Source organism: Bifidobacterium sp. LH_416 (assembly GCF_056357055.1).
Genome location: NZ_JBKEVJ010000001.1, coordinates 531472 through 554929 on the forward strand (window position 1 = coordinate 531472; position 23458 = coordinate 554929).

Sequence of the window (23458 nt, forward strand, 5' to 3'; positions counted from 1 at the left end):
ATGTGCGTTACCAGCGCCCGGCAATAGACGTGCCACATTCAGGGCAACGACCATCTGTGCCGCTGAGCTTATCAGTGATAATGCGATACCAGTCGCGTTCAATCAGCACTGCCTTGCAGTGTGCGTTCGGACAATATGTGGTGTCTCCCTCGCGATCATGCACGTTGCCGGTATACACGTAATGCAGCCCTTCAGCAAGCGCAATATTCCGAGCCCGCGTAAGCGTCTCATGCGGTGTGGGCGGCACATTCTGCATCTTCCAGGCAGGGTGGAATGCCGAAAAATGCAATGGCACGTCAGGCCCCAGATGTTCACGAATCCACGTGCATTCGGCGTGCAATTGCGCATCATCGTCATTTAATCCCGGGATAAGTAACGTGGTGAGCTCCACCCACACATGCTCGCCGTTCGGAGTGCGTGCTTCGTTGACCGCGTAATCAATAGTGTCCAGCACATCCTGAAGATGCGTACCGGTCACTTTCCAATAGAAATCCTCAGTAAAGCCTTTCAAATCAATGTTCGCCGCGTCCATTACCGCATAAAAATCAGGCCGAGCTGCGGCACTCATATATCCTGCAGTCACAGCAATTGGATGGATACCGAGCGCGCGGCAGGCTACCGCTGTGTCTATGGCATATTCGGCGAACACAATCGGATCATTGTAAGTAAACGCCACCGAATCGATGCCGCGAGCATGCGCCACCTGCGCAATCTTCTCAGGGCTTGCCTCAACACCAAGCCTATCGAAATCGCGAGCCTTGGAAATATCCCAATTCTGGCAGAATCGACACCCGGAATTGCAGCCGGCAGTACCGAAACTCAGCACGCTGGAGCCGGGATGGAAGTGATTCAATGGCTTCTTTTCCACCGGATCGATGGCGAATCCGGAGCTGCGGCCGTAGGTGTCGGAAACAATGGTTCCGTTGTGATTCGAACGAACAAAGCAGAAGCCGCGTTGCCCAGGTTTCAGCACACATCGACGCGGGCAGAGTTCGCAACGAGCGCGCTGGCTGCCGTTGTTGAATCGGGTTTGCCAGCGACCGATGGCGGCGTGCGGTATTGAGCCTAGTCCTGCGTCCGGTACGGCAGTGGTTTTCGCGGTGTCACCGAGCGGCCGAGAAGATTGCATATCAATGCTCGGCATATGCTCTCACCTCGTACCGTTCGCATTCAATTTCGCCGTTATTCCAGTCATATGAGGGATTGATACCGGCTTTGGCCAGCAGATGAGAAACGAAATCATGCGGGTCGGGCAATTGCTCCCATACTTGTGGCAGGAAGGTGGCTCGCCTGCCGCTGCGATCGGAGAGAATCACACCATCATGATCTGGTTGCAGTGTTCTTTCCAGTTCAGCACGTGAGTTCACGGCCATGGGAATCGGCTTGCCGAGTACGGAAACCTCTACTTCCAGCAACGGATATTCTTCCGGTTCAACGGGGAAGAATCGCGGATCGTGAGCCGAGGCATCAACGGCATGGTCTGCCACATCCCTGCCGAGGGAACGATACGCTTCAAGCGTGCCGATGCATCCGCGCAGCTGGCCATGCTCGGTCAACGTGACGAAACTGGCACCAAGCTCGTTTAGCCAAGGATGCTGTTTGATAATGGTGTCCGGCTTGTCTTCAGCAGTGTCATCCAATCCCAGGTGCTCACGAATCGCGGCGCGAGCAAGACCGAGCAGAGTCTTGCCACGTTCTGTCTCTATTGCCTGAGCCGCTGACGTAGCCATATCTTCAATCTCCTCCGCCGACTGGTTCTCCAAATCTTCAGTCTTATCTCCGTTGCCCTTGTCGCCCTGCCCCTGCCATACGGCAAACGATGCATAGCCCACTACTGGTTCATCGGGGTCATTCATCGCTGGACGCGGATGGCCTGCGAGCGCCACTACCCCATCGTCGCCAGACGTGCTGCAGCCCAGCAACCGCAAGTCAAAATGCGTTGCGTTGCTACTTTCAGCAAAATAGCCCTCGGTTTCATCAGCATTCGTTGTTTCACGGCTTGTTCCACGATTCGCTGGTTGCAATCCGCGCACTAGCACGTCCAACAATCCATTAATTGGATACGCTCCGCATGCGCGCCTCGGGTGGATGGGCAGCTGCTGATGCGCAATATCGTCGATGGTTTCATCGTCAAGCTGCCGTGCATATGCTTCGGGATGATAGTGCGACAAATCGGAGCTGATGATGATTACCGTCTCCGGCCCGCCCCACAATGCGCGCAACACATCTCCCACTTCATCTGGAGTTGCGTCACCGGCATTCAATGGCACAATGCCCAAATCCGGACCGAAAATAGTTTGCAGGAACGGAATCTGCACTTCCACCGCATGCTCTTGCGCATGCGTTGGATCATTGACAATCATTGCCAAATCCAAGCCCAGCGCTTGACGCTCAGCCTGTATATCCACCGGCACGATGCCCAGCGGCGTCTTAAATGCACTGGCACTCGAGCAGGCCACTCCGCGCACGGCCACACGATGAGTCGGGCCAACAATCACCGCGTGAGTTATTGTTCCGCGCCCGCGCTCGAGCAACGCGTAAGCAAGCGCTGCAGTTGTACCGGAGTACACGTATCCGGCATGTGGCACAATCACCGCCTTCGGAATCCCTGCCGGCAGCTGCTGTTCTAGTTGCTTCAATAAACCTCGGCCATAATCAAGCTGCTGATTGATGAGCTGCTTGAGCGCAACCCTGTCCGCTGGATAAAACGCACCAGCCACCGCCGGCTCACGCACATAGCCTTGCCTATCTCGCCTACTGCTTTCGCCCTGAACATCATCGTCCAGCAGGAAGCTCTTACGAAACATATCGGAACGCATCATAACGACCACCCCTACTCCCCATGGTAGTCGTTCTGATATTGGCGTATACCGTTGAAGAAATTATCTAGGCGGAATAATTCGGGAACCTGTTAACGGATAAAGCATCGTGCCAGCCTGCTGAATCGAGCGGCTGGAAATGCTTACGTTGCGTACTGTTCTCGGTGCATAAACATCAGCATCTGGATCAACCGGCTGTTCATCAGTCAGAGTCACACCAACGCACCAGTTATCGGAACCAAAGAAATACCGATAATCCTTACTAACTGAGTCTGCTATACGCTCCACACTTTCTGGAGTTTGTAACATCAATGGCAGCACAGACAACTTATCTTTGGTAATACCTTTGTTATGCGCGTGGCGAATACCTAATTCTTTATATTTGCCCGAAATCAACGAATCGAAAAACACTTCGGACTTCACGGGCCTTGCACCTTGCCTATAGAAACGTTGCGAAACACTACAGTCCAAACCGCACAGATGCATAAAGTGATGTTTCTTCCAATAGACATCAAATGCAGTGTTACTAAATTCCAGAATTACATGGTGGTCAAGGAAATCGCTAGCATAAATTTCAGCTAAAAGGCGTAGCCGATTAAGCAATATAGGAATATCATCATCCCTGCGGTTCACCATCGAATGCCCCTTCACCCCTAAAAAATATAAGCCGGAGGAACGCGACCTTTCCCCCGGCCCCGCTGTTGGGAATCCATATTTATATTGCCCTCTGCTAGGCGATCCGTGACGTGAACGGATCTACGGGAGGTTCACCCTTTCAGATGTTTCGCCTTCTCCCAAGACTAGATGTTCCTTCGTGGCTGCCGACGACAACAGCTGCGAACATCACGGCAGAGGATTCCATTTTGCGGTAAGCTCAAGCTACAGCCCCGACCTCCCGGACGGAAAGAGGAGCATGGGCTAAGCTATATCTTCAAACTACCGTGCACTGTTCCTACCGTCAAGCAGCTATGCTCAAGGCGTCAAATAATGTATCGCGACTTTTTGGTGTAATTGGTTTGGATGGTAACGCGTACGCATGGGGACTGGGAATTAGCATTCACCCTTCTTGATAAGCTTGTGATCCGCGACGACGACACGGGAGCCATGCTGGGAATTAGCATTCACCCTTCTTGATAAGCTTGTAATCGTCAACCGCGCGTTGTTGTTCGGGCTGGGAATTAGCATTCACCCTTCTTGATAAGCTTGATCATGGCCTGCCTGTTCGCTATCAGATGCTGGGAATTAGCATTCACCCTTCTTGATAAGCTTGTAATCGTCAACCGCGCGTTGTTGTTCGGGCTGGGAATTAGCATTCACCCTTCTTGATAAGCTTGGCCCGGCAACTGCATGCCTTGGGCTTACGCTGGGAATTAGCATTCACCCTTCTTGATAAGCTTGTTAACGGCATTGCACCACCTTTCAAACTGCTGGGAATTAGCATTCACCCTTCTTGATAAGCTTGGTTCTGACCTTTTATCGGCGCGTTGTTTGCTGGGAATTAGCATTCACCCTTCTTGATAAGCTTGAGGGTGTGCGTGACCACGCCGTTCGGAGGCTGGGAATTAGCATTCACCCTTCTTGATAAGCTTGGTCCGAACGAAAGCCCGCAGCGGCTCGCGCTGGGAATTAGCATTCACCCTTCTTGATAAGCTTGCCTGACCTCGTTGGCCTTCTTCAGACCGGCTGGGAATTAGCATTCACCCTTCTTGATAAGCTTGAGCCGACGGACATGGATCAAACGATGGCGCTGGGAATTAGCATTCACCCTTCTTGATAAGCTTGCCGGCGTCAAACGGGTCATCATCGCCGCGCTGGGAATTAGCATTCACCCTTCTTGATAAGCTTGCCGTCATGGAGACCGAACCCAACGAATTGCTGGGAATTAGCATTCACCCTTCTTGATAAGCTTGATAGCCTATCAAGAAGGGCTATTTTTCAATCTTTTCAGACTTTCCTACGTTCAAAAAAGCGTGAGAAAGTCAGGCGTTTCTTCCTCAATTTCACGTTTTCCAGAAGAAAATCGGGCCGCCGTGGACCATTGATGATCACTAATATGCAAAATTCTAACTAAGCCGTTAGCTGGCAGATTGTCTTTAATCATTTTGACCGTCGCCCTATTACCCGATTGCGTAGGCGTATACCGCACATATACGGAATACTGCACCATTCCATATCCCATGTCGAGCAACATATTTCTAAAGACAGTTGCAGCATGCCGTTGCCGTTTTGTCTTGACCGGCAAATCAAACATCACCAAGCACCACATGCCGCCACTGTCCTCATCGCGTTTCATGACTCGCCTACATATTCGGGAACCTGCAACCTGTCGATTTTGCCTTCGCAATATAAACCAAATTGCTGCGCAAAATCATTCAATGAGCTCGGTATAGTCAAACCGGAACCGTTGAATTGTTGATTCACAGCATCTACCAAATGCTTCTTTACTGCCTTCTCCTGCAACGAGTCTTCATCATTCAGCAGTGAGACTCTGTAATCCACTGCCGGCCTGTATACCTCCAACAGATCATCTGCAAGACAGAAATAATTGCCGCGCCCGTGATGATTCACACCCAAAGATGGGATCAATCCTGCCGCTATCACCGCTTTAACCGCGAATCCTCGCAGCACCATATAGGCATAATCCAACTGTGCATTCCGACCATAACCCTGACCCGGAATCCTTCTGAATTCCTCATCTTGAGGAAACATTCGCTTCCAATATTCACGTGCAGCATGACCTTCGCAATTGGAAGGATCACCCGAACGAACAGAGGCTGCAATACCTCGTAGCAAGCCTCCACCTTCGAGTTTTGATGAATCGAGGCAAGCAGCTTGTCCACGAATCTTCATCTGTACAATACGAGCCCACGCACTTTTCTTGCGAGGAAGAGACATGTTCGACTGCGCCAATTGCCGCGTGGTAACTGTGGTAGGCGTGTCAGTCCATGCATGCAACGCAGCGTCAGGAACACCACGCCAATCACAGAGCATGACTGACACGCCATACCGTGCCATCTCATGTAATACCGCAGCCGAACATCGTACATGCAACCCCAGTAGCACTACTGCAATCTGAGCAAGTGGCACATCTGTGCACTCTCCTGTATCGTTCTTGACGACTCGCATCCTTCCTCGTTCATAGGAAATGGAGCCGTCAAGATCGGTACAGTCGATTACACGCCACTGATTTTGCATGATTTACTCATGCTTCCACGGCCACGAGCAAGGCATATGGCTTTTGACAGACATTCTCGGCTCGCCAAACACATTACGTCTTATGGTATATGCAGCGGCCCCGCCTGCTACATTAACTTCAGCAATCCACCCTTGTCCAGCTATAATCTTCGATACCCCGTCAGGAATATCAATATCGGTAAAGGCTTTTGTTAAACCTTCTGCTGCAATATACCGAGGGCGTAATCGTAACTTTGATTCTGTGGAGAACCCATCAATCACCCAGTGCCTGCACGCAATATCACCCCCGCCAAATTGCGAGAAGAACTGCACATAGTCCTTTATTTTTCCGCTGCCTGTTGTCGACGAGAAATCCATTTCAATCTCATCACCAACAACCAATGATCCAAGATATTGCGCTTCACCGCTTCGTATCGCTTGCACTACCTTAGTATCGCCATACCGCATCGAAATAGACTGCGGGGGCAACGGCACCGTAAATAAATCATCATGCCTAGCCCGCAGTAAATCATTTTGGAACACACGAATCATGCCATAGAAATATTTACGGACTCCCTTAGCATTCGTCTTCCAGCACCGATACACACGGGCATGATGAATCGCCGAGCCGATATCGGCAGACCCTTGTTGTACAGCAATCTGCGCAGCTTGGGACGCAAAGAATCCCATCTCATCGTCAGCGGAATACCAAGTATCATGCACTCGTATTTCACGATGCAAATCTTCCGGCAATCCCTCATGCTCGTCATAATCCGGCAAACGTGTCAATGCACACCACAAGGCAGGTGTGGAAGCACGTCGAATAAGATCAGCACTCATCGCCGAGCCTAACGGCACTTTTTCGAGTGAATGAATAGTGGCATCATGCGCTATAGAGTTGCCAAGGACATAGCGTTGTGGCTGCATGACAACAATGCGATCATTGTCTAACGCATCATTAAGCAGCTCAAGCAAAACGTCCATATTATCCAGCCAATGATGGAACGATTCATACCGTGAAGTGCCCTCATAAGGGTATTCCTTCCATGATCGTTCACCCGGCATAAGACGTCCAATCAAACGCTGCGATTCTCTCAATGATTCACGTTCCATCAACGTCTGCGCAGCAGCCGTGTTCATCATCGCGATAACGGAAGCGTCCACCGCATGATGTCGGCGGTCCAAACGAGTCTTTGCTTGCTGGCCAATAAAGTGTATCTTCCCTTCAATGCCAGCAGCACGCCTTGCAGATGCCGTGACACGACCCTGGAATACAGACACCGTGGTTTTCATCGTCTCGACTTCAGCATCATCGATCGAATCAGGATTTATATACTGCTTCGCATTAAAATACCAATCGATACGGCGGTGAAGCTCATCAGCCATCCACGCCACCGATTCGATGGAACGATTGTCAATAGCGTCATCGTCTTCTGTTTGCTGCAACCTTGCAACGACTGCTTGCTTAAACGCTTTTATTTCCCGAGGAGCATACGACTTGGGATTAAAGGTAAACATTGCTACACGTTTTTTAGCCTCAGCAAGACTTACTCCTCGAGCTTGGGCCTCCTCACTTCTTACCCAAACCGCAAATGGAATATTCGATTTCATACGGTTGCATTCAGCACACACCGCAGCAAAATTGGTTCTTGTGTTAGTAGAACCAACACCTTTCCTGGGAACAATATGATCCATTTCGCAAGTATGGAATGTAATCGTTCGACCGCAATATAGGCACTGACCGTTTTGCCGCTGAATGGCTTCTAATCTCCGCAAATCGGATTCACGCACTTTTTCAATCTGCTCATCCACGCGAAGTTGTTCATTCAACGAACGGCGGAATATCGAACGCTTCTCATTGTTCTTTTCATATTCACGTTTGTCTTTGCGGGCAAAGGCAACCGACGAAAACGAAGACCGCACATGTTCAATGTTCACTGAAATGGGATTACCCCAACGTTGCTGGCAGTTGACAAGATAGCGGTTGACGATTTTCAGTACACGGTCAACTGATGGATTTCCTAGAGGTTCTCCGATTGGCTCTGCCGGCGGCCGCCAATTATCCGTAACGTTGAATAATGTCTTACGAGCTTCATGCAAATCATCATCAGTAGTCAGCATCTGACGAGTTAGTTTTTGCAGGGTTCCAACACTATATGCGGCACGGCCGGAGGGAAGATCAACGGAGTCAAGCTTGGTTAAAGCATCATCATCCAATCCATCGATGAATTCAATTGCGGAAGCGTACGCCACGTCTTCACGCACTTTATCGATATCCACCGTATTAGACAGCAGACGAATCATCGCCTCATGCTCATTGTCAGACGCGGATTTCCACCAGATCACCAAAGGCTTACGAATCTTATTGTCTGAATCATAAATACGCTGGACTGAAGTCAATCGAGGCGGACGGCTTGAGATACGTTCCTCTCCATCCTCGGTAAGACTACCCACTCCTTTCAGCTGACTCCGTTTGAGACCAAGAAAATCACATAAATCAGACCACGAGATATCTTCCGAAGAAGGCGACACAAGTTGATCAAAAATGCTTTGCTTCTCATCAACAGTAAGTTTGCGGAGATCCGCAGAGGCATCCTTGATTCTTAGGTTCGTAATCACATTCGCGATACGATACTCCTGAAAAGCCAAAGAAGCCTTTAACGCTCGTGGCTGTCCCAGCGCCAGAGGGTCTTGACCGACACGTTGTTCTGCGGAACCTTTAGGAGACACCGCATAAAATACACAACGGAACAGCGACTTCCACTCATCTGCAGGAACCCTCTGAACCTTGAATATTTGCTTCAATTCGTTAGCGTTATCTTCCTGCATTAAACGTACCGGCAAATAGCCCTCTGCATCCGGTTTTTTGGAACCAGTACGCCAGCGCAGTCGTGGAGCTTCAGCATATCCAGCATTCAACATCGCTACTACTAATTGAGCAGGAGTACTCTCTTCCGCAGAGGCTGCGTCATTGTACGCCTTTGCTTTTTCTTGTAGTTCGCCATACTGCTTTGAATATGGGTTATCGCTGATTAACGAGTCCACCTGGCGATAAGGATTGCGCCATCCACGATGTCTCGCTATATGCCTCAGCGCAATAGAAATATTCTCTCGACGCAATTCATCATCTTCGATGTATCGTGTAGCCAGTTCAGCCCTTACATACCACTCTTCAAATGGCTTATCCAAGGTTTCCGACTCAATAATGGGGTACCCGAATTGGTTGAGAAGCACATCGAGCTTATGCAAGCGTTCACGCTTCCGACGCCTCATACGCCGCGTACGACGAGCAACACCCGACATGTTCTTTCGAGTAATCGCTTCCTTATTCTTTTGAGGATCTACACCGCCATCGTGAATCACACTTTGTGCATTCAAGACACGCACCGGAACATCTGTATCCGACACTTCTATCGCAGCAAGTCCTACCGAATTCAGCCCTACATCGATTCCAATCCGATAGCGCTTCCCGTGCATAAAAACCCTTTCACCGCAGTTACAATGCACATCATTGTTTTGAACATTGTAACTATATGGAACGGGGCGAGCTGGATAAGCTCGCCCCTAGCAGTTGCCTGCTGAGCATTCAAAGTGGCTATCAAGTCCACTCTTACTGAGAATTAGCTGTATTAGTATATCGCAAATTCTCTTATTGTCATAACACGAATCAATCAGAACAATGCTTCTTGGGCGAAGTCATCGTCTTCGCTATCTAACGCGGTGGCGGATGGTTTGAAGGCTGAAACACCGTCTTGAGCCAATTGGTCGCTGGCAGTGGCGGACGCTTCGCGTAGATCACCGTCCAGCACCACCGCATCCGGTGAGACCAGGAACATGCGCTCGTTAACGCCGGCCAAATACAAACCGCCCAACGACTCCACGCGAGACAATGCCACGTATCCCATGCCGGGAGCAAATGTGCGGCGCAAATCCATAACCGCACGGTCGAGCGTCATGCCCTGCGATTTGTGGATTGTGATGCCCCACGCGCAACGCAATGGCACCTGCGAAACTGATGCCAGAACGGTCTCACCATCCATCATTTCCCATGTGGCCGGCTTCATCGTGACGATATTACCGTTCTCGAATTCCACAATCGGCCAGCCGCCTTTAGCCTCCGGTGCAAAGCCGCGCACAGTACCGAGCGAACCATTCACGAATTGGCGGTCAGCATCATTACGCAAAGCCATGACGGCAGCGCCTTCCTTCAGCACCAATCGTTCCGGGGCCAGCATGTTCTTTTTCAGCCTGTCCACCAAGTTCGCGGGACCAGCTGTTTGGGCAAAGTACTCATGACTTTCACTAGCGATCTGCTGCAATCGCAGATTATTCAGTCCATCAGCTTGCCGATTTACCGGAAACAGATGAACCGCCACCTTACCGGGCTCAGGTACGGCACCCAAGCGGGTGACCAGCACATCACGGTCGGCTTGCGTCACAGCACTGCGGCGAATATCGGTCAACACCGTGAGCAGGTCACCGGTATCCTGACGATGCTGCTCAGTGAGATAGCAAATAACAGGATTCAGCTCATCCCATACCAGCGATTCAGTAACAAAGCCTTCTGGATTCTTACCAGCCTTGGCATACTGCTCACGAGCAGCCACAAATTCCGGCGTCGGCGCAATCACATCATTATTGCGTCCTGATACGGAAACGGGCGGTAGCTGGAAAAAATCACCGGAAAGCACCACTTGGATGCCACCAAACGGCCTGGGATTGCGGCGAACCGCGCGGCATACCTGATCGATCATGTCGAACAACCAAGCATGCAGCATGGAGACTTCGTCGATAACCAAAATATCGGTGGCTTGAATCTTGCGTTTACGGCGCGAGCGGATGAGCTTCAGAAGATTGGAAGTCAGCGAAGTGGCCACACCAATACCACTCCATGAGTGAATGGTCTGGCCGTTGATATGCGTCGAAGCAATACCAGTAGATGCAGTGACCGCTACTTGAGCGCCATCTGCGCGCGCCTGACGAATGAATTCGTTCAGCGTATAGGTTTTACCTGCACCCGGAGCACCGGTAAGAAAGACATTGGCTCCGGCGCTCAGAATGGACAGGGCTTCGCTTTGACGCATAATCTCAAACTTTCTACCGCAGTGAATGGTTCTCAATTCTTGATATACAGCAATATGAAGTAATTAAGAATCATTCACTGCGGGGAGCTCACTTATTCAGCAGGCTGGTCGCCACGATTTCGGCGGAAATGGCTTTAGCCTCAGCCTCATCCGGACCTGGAACCGGAGCCATGAACGCCTTGCGATAGTAACGCAGCTCATCCAAGGATTCGATGATGTCTGCAAGCGCGCGGTGGCCGCCGTTCTTTGGCGGGCGGTTCTCATACACAGCCGGGTACCAGCGGCGAGCGAGCTCCTTGAACGTGCTCACGTCTACGCTGCGGTAATGCAGATGGCTCATGAGATTCGGCATGTAATGGTCGAGGAACTTCTTATCGGAGCCGATGGTGTTGCCGGCGAGCAGGGGCTTGACGCCTTCCGGAGTGAAGCGCAGCACATAATCGGTGACCTTCTGCTCGGCCTCGGCCAGGCTCAGACCGTGCTCCCACTCATTGATCAGGCCGGAGCGGGTGTGCATGTTGCGCACGAAGTCGTTCATGTGATCGACTGCCTTCTGGCTCGGCTTGATGACGAAGTCCACGCCTTCATCCAGCACATTGAGATCAAAATCTGTAGGGACCACGGATACTTCGACCAGCTCGTCGCCGCCGAAAATATCCAGTCCGGTCATTTCGCAATCAATCCAAATCAGGCGCGAATCCTTCGCGCTGTAGGTTTCTGCATCATGGCTGTCAACCATGCCTGTGCCTCTTTTCGTCATGTCGCCCATTAGGTAAGAACAGTTCAGACTATACCCCAGCGCATACAAGCCGATGTGTGCTCACATATTCGCAACATCCCTCCAATCTCCCTCTGACTGTAGGTTTTCCGCCACCGACTGACGGTTTTTCTTCATTGACTGTAGGTTTTCCAACACTGACTGTAGGTTTTCCAACGTATTTTGTCCGAAACCCTACAGTCAGTGTCAGATTCCCTACAGTCAATGTTGGAACTCCTACAGTCGGTGTTGGAAAACCTACAGTGATGGTGCGATTGCTTGCAGTCAACAGGTCAACAAAGCAACAGATCAACAAAACCGCAAATCAACAAACCCGCAAATCAACAAACCCGCAAATCAACAAACCAACAAACCCGCAAGTCAACAAATCAATCAATTAGTTCTTGCCCATATACGCAAAAAGGGCCCGCAAAGGGCCCTTTCCGTCAATCAGCTTCGGTCAGCAAGAACCGAAACCAGTCAGATCAGTCAGATCAGTTGTGGAAACCGGAGTAGTTCGGAGCTTCCGCGGTCATCACGATGTCGTGCGGGTGGGATTCGCGCAGACCGGCGTCGGTGATGCGGATGAACTTGCCGCGTTCCGGCATTTCGGCGATGTTGTGGGCGCCGATGTAGAACATGGACTGGTGCAGGCCGCCGAGCATCTGGTAGAGCACGGCGTTCAGCGGTCCGCGGTACGGCACTTCGCCTTCCACGCCTTCCGGCACAACCTTATCGCTGGAGGTCACGTCGGCCTGGAAGTAACGGTCCTTGGAGTAGGACTTCTTGCCACGCGGAGCCATAGCGCCGAGGGAGCCCATGCCACGGTACAGCTTGTACTGTTTGCCGTGCAGCAGGACCTTCTCACCCGGAGCTTCCTCGCAGCCTGCGAGGGCGCCACCGAGCATCACAGAGGATGCGCCAGCAACCAGAGCCTTGGCGATATCACCGGAGTAGTGAATACCACCGTCGGCGATGCACGGCACGCCAGCGGCACGGCAGGCCTGAGCGGCCTCGTACACGGCGGTGAGCTGCGGCACGCCAACACCAGCAACCACGCGGGTAGTGCAGATGGAGCCCGGGCCGATGCCGACCTTCACAGCGTCAGCGCCAGCATCGATCATGGCCTGAGCACCAGAACGGGTGCCGACGTTGCCGCCGATGATCTGAACGTTGTCGAATGCGGAGTCATGCTTCAGGCGGGAAATCATGTCCAGAGCCAGACGGGCCTCACCGTTAGCGGTGTCGACCACGAGCACATCCACGCCAGCTTCCATCAGAGCGGAAGCGCGCTGCCAAGCGTCACCGAGGAAGCCAACGCCAGCAGCCACACGCAGACGACCCTGCTCATCCTTGGTGGCATCCGGGTACTGTTCGGTCTTAACGAAGTCCTTTACGGTAATCAGACCGGTCAGATGACCTTCGGAATCAACCAGCGGCAGCTTCTCAACCTTGTGCTGGGCAAGCAGACGATGAGCGTCATCCTTGGAAATGTTGGACGGACCGGTGACCAGATTCTCCTTGGTCATCACGTCCTTAACCTTCAGGGTGTCGTAATCCTCGGAAGCGATGAAGCGCATATCACGGTTGGTGATAATGCCAACGAGCTTGTTTTCCTTGTCCACCACTGGCAGACCGGAAATGTGGAACTTGCCGCACAGCTTATCAAGATCAGCCAGAGTGACTTCCGGGCTAACGGTCAGCGGATCGGTAATCATACCGGACTCGGAACGCTTGACCACATCGACCTGAGCGGCCTGATCATCGATGGAAAGATTACGGTGCAGCACACCAATGCCGCCGTTACGAGCCATAGCGATAGCCATCTCGGACTCGGTCACGGTATCCATAGCTGCGGAGAGCACTGGGGCCTTCATCGTGATCTTACGGGTCAGATGGGTGCTGGTATCCACCTCGGAAGGAATGACATCCGTCTCGTTCGGCAGCAGCAGCACATCGTCATAGGCAAGGCCGAGCTTGGCGAAAATCGGGGGAAGAGGGGCGTACGCCGATTGGGCGTTCAATTCATCAAGGTTTGTAGCCATGTAAACACTATATGAACATGCGCTGACCTCTGGCGACACACTGCTGTTAGCGGTCACGATATCGACAAATTATAGCTATTTGTCAGTACGCTCTGGCTGAGCGATCTCAACAACCTCAGTCTTTTCGGGAGCCTTTCCAGCAACTTCTGTCATCTCAGCCGTGTGCATTGGTGCAGCTATATGCTGCGCCCCTTCACGCGCCGCTTCCATTGCACGGCCTTCAGCCTGCATTTCCGGAATACGATGCTTGAGATACGGATACATAGTGGCTACAGTCAGCACCACCACGGCAATTATCATGCCGATCAACACATGCTGCGCTTTAAAGAACAGAATCATCAGCGAACCAAAGGCGATAAGCGCCGCCCAACCCCATAGAATCAGCACAGCGCCTCGCACCGAGTGACCGATGCGCAACATTCGATGATGCAAATGCATGCGGTCCGGATGCATCGGCGATTGTCCCTTGGCCAGTCGGCGCACAATTGCCAGGCACATGTCAAGCACCGGCAGGAACAGTACCAGAATCGGCAGCAGAATCGGCATGAACACCGGCAGATAGATACTCGGATGAATGGATGCCGGATCGAGGCGACCCGTCATCACAATCGAAGCGCAGGTAATGAGATATCCCAGTAGCATTGAGCCGGAATCACCCATGAAGAGTTTGGCGGGATGCCAATTGTGAAGAATGAATCCCACGCAAATGCCAACCATCATCACATCAATCAGGGTGGCCAGAGAAGCATAACTCGGCGAATAGCGGGCAATGATATAGGAGTAAATCGCAAATGCGATGCCGCCGATGGCCACAATGCCGGAAGCCAGACCATCCAAACCATCTACAAAGTTCACCGCGTTGATCGAAGCCACAATCAGGAATGCGGTGATAGCCATAGACAGGCTTGGCGAAGCGGTAATCAGCGAGCCTCCAAGCGGCAGGGAGATAATCTGCAGACCGCCCCACGCCACGAACACCGAGATGAGCAGCTGGCCAGCTAGCTTGAGCATCCAATCCAGATCCCAAAGATCATCGGCCATGCCCAGCAGACTGATCATGATGCCACCTGCCAGAATCACCCACATCTGGTAATTGCCAGTGAACAATCCGGAAAGGAACATGGTTTTACTGGCGAACACGGTAGCTACGGTAAATCCAATGAGCATGGCGAGGCCGCCCATGCGCGGCGTTGGAATCGTGTGCACATCGCGTGCACGGACTTCACCCACAGCACCGATTTCAATAGCCACATGACGTATCAGCGGAGTCACCAACCAAGTAACACCGCCGGCAATAGCCGCAATCAGCAGATAGATTCTCACGCGCCCAGTCCTCCGCCGTTCAGGTGAAGAGCCTTGCGAATCATGCTTTGCGCAATGACTCCCTCACGCAGGATTTCAATGCCGTCGCGCCCATAAGGGTCGGCTTTTACCACAGTGCTGGAAACATGCCCCGGAGTCGGGCCGCCGTCCAGATACAAATCAACATCGCCGCCAAATGCGCGCATGGCTTCTTCAACACTTTGCGCACTTTCCTCACCCGAACGGTTCGCGCTGGATGCGGCAAGCGGACCTGTGGCGCGCAGAATGCTCAAGCACAACGCCGAGTTGGGAATACGAATACCTTGGGTTCCCGGTCGGCCTTCCCCGGTATCAGCCAACGTTGCCAATGTGCAATCTGGGCGGGCAACGGCAATCGGAGAGAATGCGCCGGGCAGAAAAGCCGCAGACAGACGGTTCAATGGCGACGGCAAATCCAGTCCAAGCTCGTCAAGTTGGTCGATGGAAGCCAGCAGCACCTGCAACGCCTTATACCGCGGACGGTGCTTCAGCTCATAGACGCGCGAAATAGCGTCGGTATTGCGCGGGTCGCAGGCCACACCATACACGGTATCCGTAGGAATAACGACCAGTCCACCCTCATTCACGATGCGCGACGCCAACGCCAGCGACTCATCCGTGACTTTCAATGTTTGCGTGGACCCCATGCCTGTCATCTCCGTTCACTACCGTATGCAACAATCTACCATTGCATCATCGAACCACGACGTGCGTCAAGCATACGCTTGCCCGCATTGCATGACTTCAACACATGGTCACCCCATCGCCCGCACTCCCCTGCACTTATACAATGGACAAGATTTTTGTTTCTCAAGGCAAATAAAGGAGTGACGTTGTGAGCAACGAATCCATGAACGAGCTGCCTCCCGTTGAACCGCGTATGCCGCGTGCCAGCGAGCGCGAAGAGATGCTAGCTGGCAAACTCTATAATCCCGCCGACCCTGAGCTTGTTGCTCTGCGCGATAAAGCCGCCGATCTGTGCACTCGATTCAACGCCACCTCTCGCGCCGATCATGCCACCCGCAACGCGATTCTTGACGAACTGCTGCCAGGACACGGTAAGGGACTAGATGTGCTTGGACCGATTTTCTTTGATTACGGCTGCAATACCACTATCGGTGAGCGCGTGTTCGCCAACTTCAATTTCACTGTGCTTGATTGCAATCCAGTGACCATCGGCGATGATGTACTCTTCGGCCCGAATGTTTCTCTACTGCCGCCGATGCATCCGCTGCGCTGGCAGGATCGCAATGTGCGCCAGGCCGCTGATGGTTCGATGTATGACTATGAATACGGCAAGCCGATTGTGATTGGCTCGAACTGCTGGTTTGGCGGCAATGTGACCGTGATTGGTGGTGTGACGATTGGCGAGGGCTGCGTAATCGGTGCCGGCTCGGTGGTAACGCGCGATATTCCGCCGCACACGGTGGCCGTGGGCAATCCTGCGCGCCCGATTAAGGAAATCACCGATAAGGACGCGTCTGTTCTGCAGTATTACGCGCAGTGAGTGATCATATTAATGATGATTGTGGGACGCAATTGCAATTTCGACACAATTGCAATTGCGTCCCACAAATCATAAGAAGCAACTATTTTTCCGCGAACAGGTATCGATCGCGTCCGGTCCAATCCTTGCCAGTGGAAGCGTTAGCAAACCCAGTGGCTCGTGCATAAGCCACAAGACGATCGCCTTGGCTGATATCATGCTCCATAACCAGCGCACCACCCGGCTTCAACAGACGGAAAGCACGCTCGATGATGCGCTCGGGAATCAATGTGCCATCCGCTGAGCCACCATATAATGCCAATTCCGGATCCCAATCACGCACTTCAGGCTGCTCGGGAATATCAGTTTCGGGAATATATGGCGGATTGGTAATCACCATGTCCACAGTGCCGTCAAGCTGCGCCAAAGTCGCCAATGATGTGGCATCGCCGACTTCCAGCTGATAATTTGAGGCGATGGAAGGATACTGCTTGGCAGTGCGCACCAGATTCTTCTGCGTCCACTCAGCAGTTCTCGGCGAAAGTTCCACAGCCCACACCTGACTGCCCGGTACTTCCGTAACCACGGCAAGTCCGATAGCACCAGAACCGGCGCACAGATCAACTACGCGAGGATGCATGAGTCCGCGCTGGGTCATCCAATCAAGCCCTGCCTGTACTACGGTTTCCGTTTCCGGGCGAGGGATGAACACACCGGGACCGACTGCAAGATCCAGATATCTGAACGGAGCATGGCCCACGATGTATTGCAACGGCTCACGTTTGGCACGGCGTTCAAGCATCGTTTGGAATCGCGCAGTGTCAAAGTCGATTGGCTCCCCCATCAGCAGAGCCTTGTCGATATCGCGCAGTTCGATGTCTGCGGCCTCAGCCAACAGCAGTTTCGCATCATGCTCGGGCGTTTCAATTCCAGCTTCGCGCAGCTGAGCCGTTGCGTTCTGAATCACATCACTGACGGTCGTCACTCATTCATCCCATCCGGCCGCAGATGTTATATATCAGCACAGGAGGGGTTGGCGGGGCATGTGATGTGAGACCGTAAGCTTGGCCGAACGGCCTTGAGTGTGTCGAACATCATATGCCCCGCCAACCCCGGCCAAACTACTCTGCTGAACTTAATAAGGAATTACTTCTGATTGGCCAGACGATCGGCTTCGTCAGCCTGAATATCCGAGTCGATGACGGCCTGGAGATCGCCATCGAGCACAGCATCCAAGTTGTATGCCTTGTAATTGGTGCGATGATCGACGATACGGTTCTCCGGGAAGTTGTAGGTACGGATTCGCTCGGAACGGTCCAGCGAACGCACCTGGGAGTGACGCATATCGGCGGCTTCGGCGGCTTCCTGCTCATGCTTCATGGCGAGCAAGCGGCTCTTGAGCACGCGCAAAGCAGCAGCACGATTCTGGATCTGCGACTTCTCATCCTGCATGCTCACCACGATGCCGGTGGGAATATGGGTCATACGCACGGCGGAATACGTGGTGTTCACCGACTGGCCACCGGGGCCAGAGCTCATGAAGATATCAATCTTCAGATCCTTCGGATCGATCTCGATCTCATCATCGTCTTCATCGGCTTCCGGGAACACAATCACGCCAGCGGCGGAGGTCTGAATACGCCCCTGCGATTCGGTAACCGGCACGCGCTGCACACGATGCACGCCGCCCTCATACTTCATGGATGCCCACACACCATCTTCCGGAGCGGGGGTGCCCTTGGCGCGGATGGCAATCTGTACGTCCTTGACACCGCCAAGCTCGGTGGTGTTCTCGGACTGAATGTTCACGGTCCAACCGCGCTTTTCGGCGTAACGCGTGTACATGCGCAGCAGGTCGCCGGCGAACAGTGCGGCCTCCTCGCCACCAGTGCCAGCCTTGATTTCCATGATGGTATCGCGCGCGTCATCCGGGTCACGCGGAATCAATGCGGTGCGCAGCTTCTCTTCGGCAGCAGGCAACTCGGCTTCCAGCCTCTTGGCCTCCTCGGCGAAGTCGGCATCTTCGCCGGCCATTTCCTGAGCGGCTTCAAGATCATCCTTAATCTGCAGCCATGTTTTATAAGCGCTTACAATAGCGCCCAGTTCGGCGTGACGACGGCCCAGCTTGCGCAGCTTATCAGGATTCGACACGATTTCGGGGCTTGCCATCTGCTCTTCGATGGACTGGTACTCCTCAAGTGCGGTTGCCGCCGCTGGGAACTGTTCGTCTGCCATAACGTTTCTTTCCAAAGTCAACAATCAGTCAACAATCAATACTGAACGGTTTCAGATGCCTATAGATACAAAAACGCCAGTCCTCGGAAGGCATGCCGAAGCATGCCAAACCCATCGGACTGGCGTGAAGTATGCTACTTGCTCTTCTTGCCGTAGCGCTTCTCGAAGCGAGCAACACGACCACCGGTGTCGAGAATCTTCTGCTTGCCGGTGTAGAACGGGTGGCACTGAGAGCACACGTCAACGAACATGTGATCTTCCTTGCCAGCGGTGCGGGTCACGAAGGTGTTGCCGCAAGAGCAAGTCACCTCAACTGGGTGATAATCAGGATGGATACCCTGCTGCATTTTACGTCTCCTATGGATTCGGGGGACCCGGGTCGCAATGCCCCTATGGCAAAGCGTGAACCGGAACCTGAAAGATAATACTCGCGTACATGGACGTGCAGTCCATGCCCCGCTGAAAAAAATGAGTGGGGCCGCAGGGGCTTGAACCCTGGACCGGGCGATTATGAGTCGCATGCTCTAACCGACTGAGCTACGGCCCCACATTGGTTTGCATCGGCAAAAGCCAACTTGGATAGTGTAGCATGCCCCTGCCCCGCCGACTTACTCCATGTATTGCAACGGATTCTCAATGAAACGCCGGAGTCCCATTTCCGCTGCTCCATAGAGTGACGGATGTTCCGCAACAGGCGGCACGAAAACGCGGATTTTCACGTTCGGGTAGCCAAGAATCTCGGAGCGCAATCGGCCTTCAAGCACATTGCCAAGCTCGTCTCCGAAATGCGTCCACAATCCGCCGAGCAATACGGTATCCACATCCACCATGTTGACGGCGGACGCAATGGCGGAAACCAGCGCATCTGTAGCCTCATCCACCACCTTGGCCACCACCGGGTCACCTTGCCTCCATCGTTTCAGGAATTCCTCGATGGCCTTGGTGCTCGTGGCCTCCTCGTCTTCAGCGATTTCCGCAGCTTCCACCAGTGCTCGGCGGCCCGCGAATGCTTCCAAGCAACCGTGGCGACCGCAGCGGCAAAGTGGCCCATCGATGGATACGGACATGTGGCCGATCTCCCCGGCGAACCCATGCGAGCCGGACACCACGGCACCATCGCGAACCACAGCGCCACCGATGCCGATATCAGTGGAAAGGTAGATGAATGAATCCATACGGTCCACCACGTTTAAAAAGTCCGCTCGCTTGGTGGCATACCCTGGAATCTGCGCAATAGCAGCCATTTTGGCCTCATTGCCGGCCACCACATCCAGCCTGCGCACAACATTGAATCGAGTCAGATTCACATTTTCCCAGCCAAGGTTGCGGGCCACGAGCAGCCACATGTCTTCAGTCACAATACCGGGTAAGGCGAGTCCGGCACCTACCACTTTGCAGCCACGCCTTTTGAGACGGTTTTCCAAAGGAAAAGTCATCGCATCAAGTTTGGCGAAAATCTCATATGGATCAGTACCGGTCATGTCTTCGCTGACCCATTCCTGACCTAAGGTATCGCCGTTCAGATCAAGAGCCAAGCACCCATAGCCGTCGGTATTGATCTGCAATCCAATGCCGGCCACGCTGCCGCCTCGAATTTCCAGCGGTGTGCTAGGGCGTCCATATGCCGTGGAAACTACCGGATCACCTTCACTGATTACTTTGCTTTCCAGTAGCATTGAAGACAGCAATGACATCGTAGCTTTGGTCAGACCGGTTTCCTTAGCCAAATCAGCGCGGCTCATCGGCTTGGGCGCACGCAGCAAGGCATCGAGCGTTACCGAAAGATTATGATTGCGCAGATCTTCCTGATTGATTCTGCGTAGATTCGTCATGGTACCTCACCCCTTCGTTGCTGTTGCATTATGAACCGCTGACTTCTAGTGAACGCTCACATCTGTTCGACTCATTATGCATTATGCGTCATCCCACGCATAGGAAAGCGCATCGTTGCGTGTTTCCGTTTGCATTCAGACGTTGGAATACAGTATAGTTTAATCGTCTAACTTATTGGTCAAGACGCGCCGAACACAAGCGCTTTAGCCTCATTGAGGAGGAATTCATGGCAACGATTTTGGTCGCTGGCGTCGATACGTCAACCCAATCAACAAAAGTTCGCATTACAGACGCCGCAACCGGCAAATTGGTCCGTTTCGGTCAGGCCAAGCACCCAGATGGCACTTCAGTCAACCCTGAGTTCTGGTGGAAGGCATTCCAGGAAGCCGCCGAACAGGCTGGCGGGCTGGACGATGTGGCCGCTTTGGCCGTGGGCGGCCAGCAGCATGGCATGGTGATCCTGGACAAGCAGGGCAATGTTATTCGCGACGCCATGCTGTGGAATGACATCAGCTCTGCACCGCAGGCTGCCGCTTTGATTGAGAAGCTTGGCGAAGCTCCTGCCGAAGACGGCGAACCGGAAGATGTCATCGCTCGCGGCAAGCAGCGCTGGGTCAAGGCAGTCGGCTCCTCCCCTGTGGCTTCCTACACCCTCACCAAGGTGGCTTGGGTTGCCGAAAACGAGCCGGAGAACGCTAAGAAGATTGCGGCCGTCTGCCTGCCACACGACTGGTTGAGCTGGCGCATTGCCGGCTATGGCCCTGTGGCCGAAGGTGAGGACGCTCATCTGGAGGCCCTGTTCACCGATCGTTCCGACGCCTCCGGCACCATTTACTACGATGCCGCACACAACGAATACCGCCGCGATTTGATTGCTATGGTGTTGGCCGCAGCAGAAGGCGAAGAGGCGGCCAAGGCTCACGCTGACGCCATCGTGCTTCCCACCGTGCTCGGACCGACCGAAGCCGCCGCCGTCAAGGCATCTCCTGCCATTGCCGGCAAGGATGTTGAAGGTGGCTGCATTCTGGGCCCTGGCGGCGGTGATAACGCTATGGCTTCTCTGGGCCTTGGCATGGGCGTCGGCGACGTGTCCATATCGCTGGGCACCTCCGGCGTGGCCGCAGCCATCGCCGAGAACCCCGTCTATGACCTGACCGGCGCCGTGTCCGGCTTCGCCGACTGCACCGGCCACTATCTGCCGCTGGCCTGCACCATCAACGGCTCGCGCATTCTGGACGCCGGCCGCGCGGCGCTCGGTGTGGATTACGACGAGCTGGCCGATCTGGCGTTCAAGTCCGAGCCGGGCGCAGGCGGCATCACGTTGGTGCCGTATTTCGACGGCGAGCGCACGCCGAACCGCCCGGATGCCACGGCGAGCCTGACCGGTCTGACCTTGCACAACACCACCAAGGAGAATCTGGCGCGCGCGTTCGTTGAGGGCCTGCTCTGCTCCCAGCGCGACTGCCTTGAGCTGATCCGTTCGCTCGGCGCCGAGATCAACCGCATTCTGCTGATCGGCGGCGGCGCAAAGTCCGTGGCGATTCGCACGCTGGCCCCCTCTATCCTCGGCATGGATGTGACCCGTCCCGCCACCGACGAGTATGTGGCCATCGGTGCTGCACGTCAGGCCGCATGGGTGCTTTCCGGCGAATCCGAGCCGTCGGCTTGGAAGCTCACCATCGAGGGCGTGGAAACCGGAGAGCCCACCGAAGCCGTGTACGCCACCTACGCCAAGGCACGTGGCTGAACCTGACTCGCAACGCTGATAACAACTGCTGATAACAACTGAATAACGATTGCCCCACCGATGCCGCCGAGTGAGTCCCTTTGCAGCAGCCATTCTCCGTGATGGCCTGCCGCAGAGGGTTCGCTCGGCGGCATTGCCATATGCACAGAGTCAGGCGATGCGGCCTATAATCAAGTCATTTGGATAACGTCTGGAGAAATCGATGAATGATCGCTCACGCATGATGACGTATGCCCTGGTCGCCATGGCATGCATCGTCTGGATCTGGCAGTCCGTCAAAGAAGCGGTATCGAACGGTACCGCATTGGGCACCACGACCATCATCTTCCTGGTGTGCATCGGCATCGCCGCCGTCTATTGCATCGTCAGCGCATTGGTATTGTGGTGGCGCCAGCCCGGTAGGAATGACGAGGATTCCGCTAGCCAAGACAACGAAAAGAACACCCAAGCCGGAAGCGGAGCGGAAGACGGCAACGAAGAAGACAGGGCCAGCTCCGACATCTCCGATCACGCTTCCCGGCAGGAACACTAAACGCAATGGAGGCAACTGCAACCATGTCAACCATCATCAGCATCGTTTTGGCCGTTGTCTGCATTCCATGCGGACTGTTTCTGGGACTGATCCCGATGAAGGCCAGCGAAGTGACCACCAAGCAATCCAAGGCGTCGCAGCTCATCAGCTTCGTCATCGCACTGGTATTCATCGGCCTGCTGGTCGCCGGCCACGATCTGGAGACCTGGGGCATCGTCATCGGTCTGGTCATCGGCTTCGCCATCGGCAAGATTCCGCCGCTGCACGCGTGGGCGCTGGCCAAGTGGCCGTTCCTTGAGCCCAAGAAGCCCACCGCCGCGCCGAAGCGCGTGAAGAAAGCCAAGAAGAAGTAGGCTTCTTCCTGTTTTATATATAACAAGGCGTTATGCGCGTGGTTTCATGAGA

19 protein-coding genes, 1 tRNA gene and 1 CRISPR repeat array are annotated in these 23458 nt (G+C 53.6%); of the genes, 4 read left to right on the forward strand and 16 right to left on the reverse strand.

What is annotated here, in order from left to right; all coding sequences use genetic code 11:
- Positions 1-7 precede the first annotated feature (7 nt).
- The 11 genes from amrS to AC1AY0_RS02320 form a co-directional block, all read right to left on the reverse strand.
- Positions 8-1144, reverse strand: a complete 1137-nt coding sequence (gene amrS, locus AC1AY0_RS02270) for an AmmeMemoRadiSam system radical SAM enzyme (protein WP_476525696.1) — start codon at positions 1142-1144, stop codon at positions 8-10.
- Positions 1131-2822 carry an AmmeMemoRadiSam system protein B gene (gene amrB, locus AC1AY0_RS02275; RefSeq protein ID WP_476525698.1) on the reverse strand — a complete coding sequence of 564 codons (1692 nt, stop codon included), beginning with the start codon at positions 2820-2822 and terminating at the stop codon, positions 1131-1133. The genes amrS and amrB overlap by 14 nt, the downstream gene beginning before the upstream one ends.
- A gap of 60 nt (positions 2823-2882) precedes the next feature.
- On the reverse strand, positions 2883-3455 hold the full coding sequence (locus AC1AY0_RS02280) for a PBECR4 domain-containing protein (RefSeq protein ID WP_476525700.1): 573 nt from the start codon (positions 3453-3455) through the stop codon (positions 2883-2885).
- A gap of 406 nt (positions 3456-3861) precedes the next feature.
- Positions 3862-4729: direct repeats of the CRISPR family, unit length 36 nt; unit sequence GCTGGGAATTAGCATTCACCCTTCTTGATAAGCTTG.
- Between the two features lie 50 nt (positions 4730-4779).
- A complete protein-coding gene (gene cas2 / locus AC1AY0_RS02285; protein WP_008782899.1) occupies positions 4780-5112 on the reverse strand; it encodes a CRISPR-associated endonuclease Cas2 in 333 nt (110 codons plus the stop codon).
- A complete protein-coding gene (cas1, locus tag AC1AY0_RS02290; protein ID WP_476525702.1) occupies positions 5109-6014 on the reverse strand; it encodes a type II CRISPR-associated endonuclease Cas1 in 906 nt (301 codons plus the stop codon). The genes cas2 and cas1 overlap by 4 nt, the downstream gene beginning before the upstream one ends.
- Before the next feature lie 3 nt (positions 6015-6017).
- Positions 6018-9470 carry a type II CRISPR RNA-guided endonuclease Cas9 gene (gene cas9 / locus AC1AY0_RS02295; RefSeq protein WP_476525703.1) on the reverse strand — a complete coding sequence of 1151 codons (3453 nt, stop codon included), beginning with the start codon at positions 9468-9470 and terminating at the stop codon, positions 6018-6020.
- A 194-nt stretch (positions 9471-9664) separates the two neighbouring features.
- The gene (locus AC1AY0_RS02300; protein WP_476525704.1) at positions 9665-11077 is read right to left on the reverse strand and encodes a PIF1 family DEAD/DEAH box helicase; all 1413 of its coding nucleotides are present in this window, start codon (positions 11075-11077) and stop codon (positions 9665-9667) included.
- An 88-nt stretch (positions 11078-11165) separates the two neighbouring features.
- On the reverse strand, positions 11166-11816 hold the full coding sequence (orn, locus tag AC1AY0_RS02305; RefSeq protein WP_476525706.1) for an oligoribonuclease: 651 nt from the start codon (positions 11814-11816) through the stop codon (positions 11166-11168).
- A gap of 512 nt (positions 11817-12328) precedes the next feature.
- On the reverse strand, positions 12329-13879 hold the full coding sequence (gene guaB / locus AC1AY0_RS02310) for an IMP dehydrogenase (protein WP_476525707.1): 1551 nt from the start codon (positions 13877-13879) through the stop codon (positions 12329-12331).
- A 75-nt stretch (positions 13880-13954) separates the two neighbouring features.
- Positions 13955-15202, reverse strand: a complete 1248-nt coding sequence (locus tag AC1AY0_RS02315) for an MraY family glycosyltransferase (RefSeq protein ID WP_237746150.1) — start codon at positions 15200-15202, stop codon at positions 13955-13957.
- On the reverse strand, positions 15199-15867 hold the full coding sequence (locus AC1AY0_RS02320; RefSeq protein ID WP_420308767.1) for an L-threonylcarbamoyladenylate synthase: 669 nt from the start codon (positions 15865-15867) through the stop codon (positions 15199-15201). The genes AC1AY0_RS02315 and AC1AY0_RS02320 overlap by 4 nt, the downstream gene beginning before the upstream one ends.
- Positions 15868-16070: 203 nt before the next feature.
- Here AC1AY0_RS02320 and AC1AY0_RS02325 point away from each other — a divergent pair, with 203 nt between their 5' ends.
- Positions 16071-16727 (forward strand): sugar O-acetyltransferase, encoded by a 657-nt coding sequence (locus tag AC1AY0_RS02325; protein WP_033892039.1) that lies wholly within the window; start codon positions 16071-16073, stop codon positions 16725-16727.
- Positions 16728-16809: 82 nt separating this feature from the next.
- Here the strand turns inward: AC1AY0_RS02325 and prmC are convergent, their stop codons facing one another.
- From prmC to AC1AY0_RS02350, 5 genes are all read right to left on the reverse strand, one after another.
- Positions 16810-17691, reverse strand: coding sequence for a peptide chain release factor N(5)-glutamine methyltransferase (gene prmC, locus AC1AY0_RS02330; protein ID WP_033891955.1), 882 nt, complete (start codon positions 17689-17691; stop codon positions 16810-16812).
- Between the two features lie 161 nt (positions 17692-17852).
- Positions 17853-18941: a peptide chain release factor 1 gene (gene prfA / locus AC1AY0_RS02335; RefSeq protein WP_033891956.1), complete on the reverse strand. Its 1089-nt coding sequence runs from the start codon at positions 18939-18941 to the stop codon at positions 17853-17855.
- Between the two features lie 134 nt (positions 18942-19075).
- Complete coding sequence (rpmE, locus tag AC1AY0_RS02340) at positions 19076-19288, reverse strand: 50S ribosomal protein L31 (RefSeq protein WP_003830110.1); 213 nt, start codon at positions 19286-19288, stop codon at positions 19076-19078.
- A 126-nt stretch (positions 19289-19414) separates the two neighbouring features.
- Positions 19415-19488 (reverse strand) — tRNA-Ile (locus AC1AY0_RS02345).
- A gap of 61 nt (positions 19489-19549) precedes the next feature.
- On the reverse strand, positions 19550-20773 hold the full coding sequence (locus AC1AY0_RS02350) for an ROK family protein (protein WP_033891981.1): 1224 nt from the start codon (positions 20771-20773) through the stop codon (positions 19550-19552).
- A gap of 227 nt (positions 20774-21000) precedes the next feature.
- Between AC1AY0_RS02350 and AC1AY0_RS02355 the strand changes: the two genes are divergently transcribed.
- From AC1AY0_RS02355 to AC1AY0_RS02365, 3 genes are all read left to right on the forward strand, one after another.
- Positions 21001-22521 (forward strand): xylulokinase, encoded by a 1521-nt coding sequence (locus AC1AY0_RS02355; RefSeq protein ID WP_476525711.1) that lies wholly within the window; start codon positions 21001-21003, stop codon positions 22519-22521.
- Positions 22522-22723: 202 nt separating this feature from the next.
- On the forward strand, positions 22724-23053 hold the full coding sequence (locus AC1AY0_RS02360) for a hypothetical protein (protein WP_101626158.1): 330 nt from the start codon (positions 22724-22726) through the stop codon (positions 23051-23053).
- 5 nt (positions 23054-23058) lie between these two features.
- Positions 23059-23406, forward strand: a complete 348-nt coding sequence (locus tag AC1AY0_RS02365; RefSeq protein ID WP_101626159.1) for a hypothetical protein — start codon at positions 23059-23061, stop codon at positions 23404-23406.
- The last annotated feature ends 52 nt before the right edge of the window (positions 23407-23458 follow it).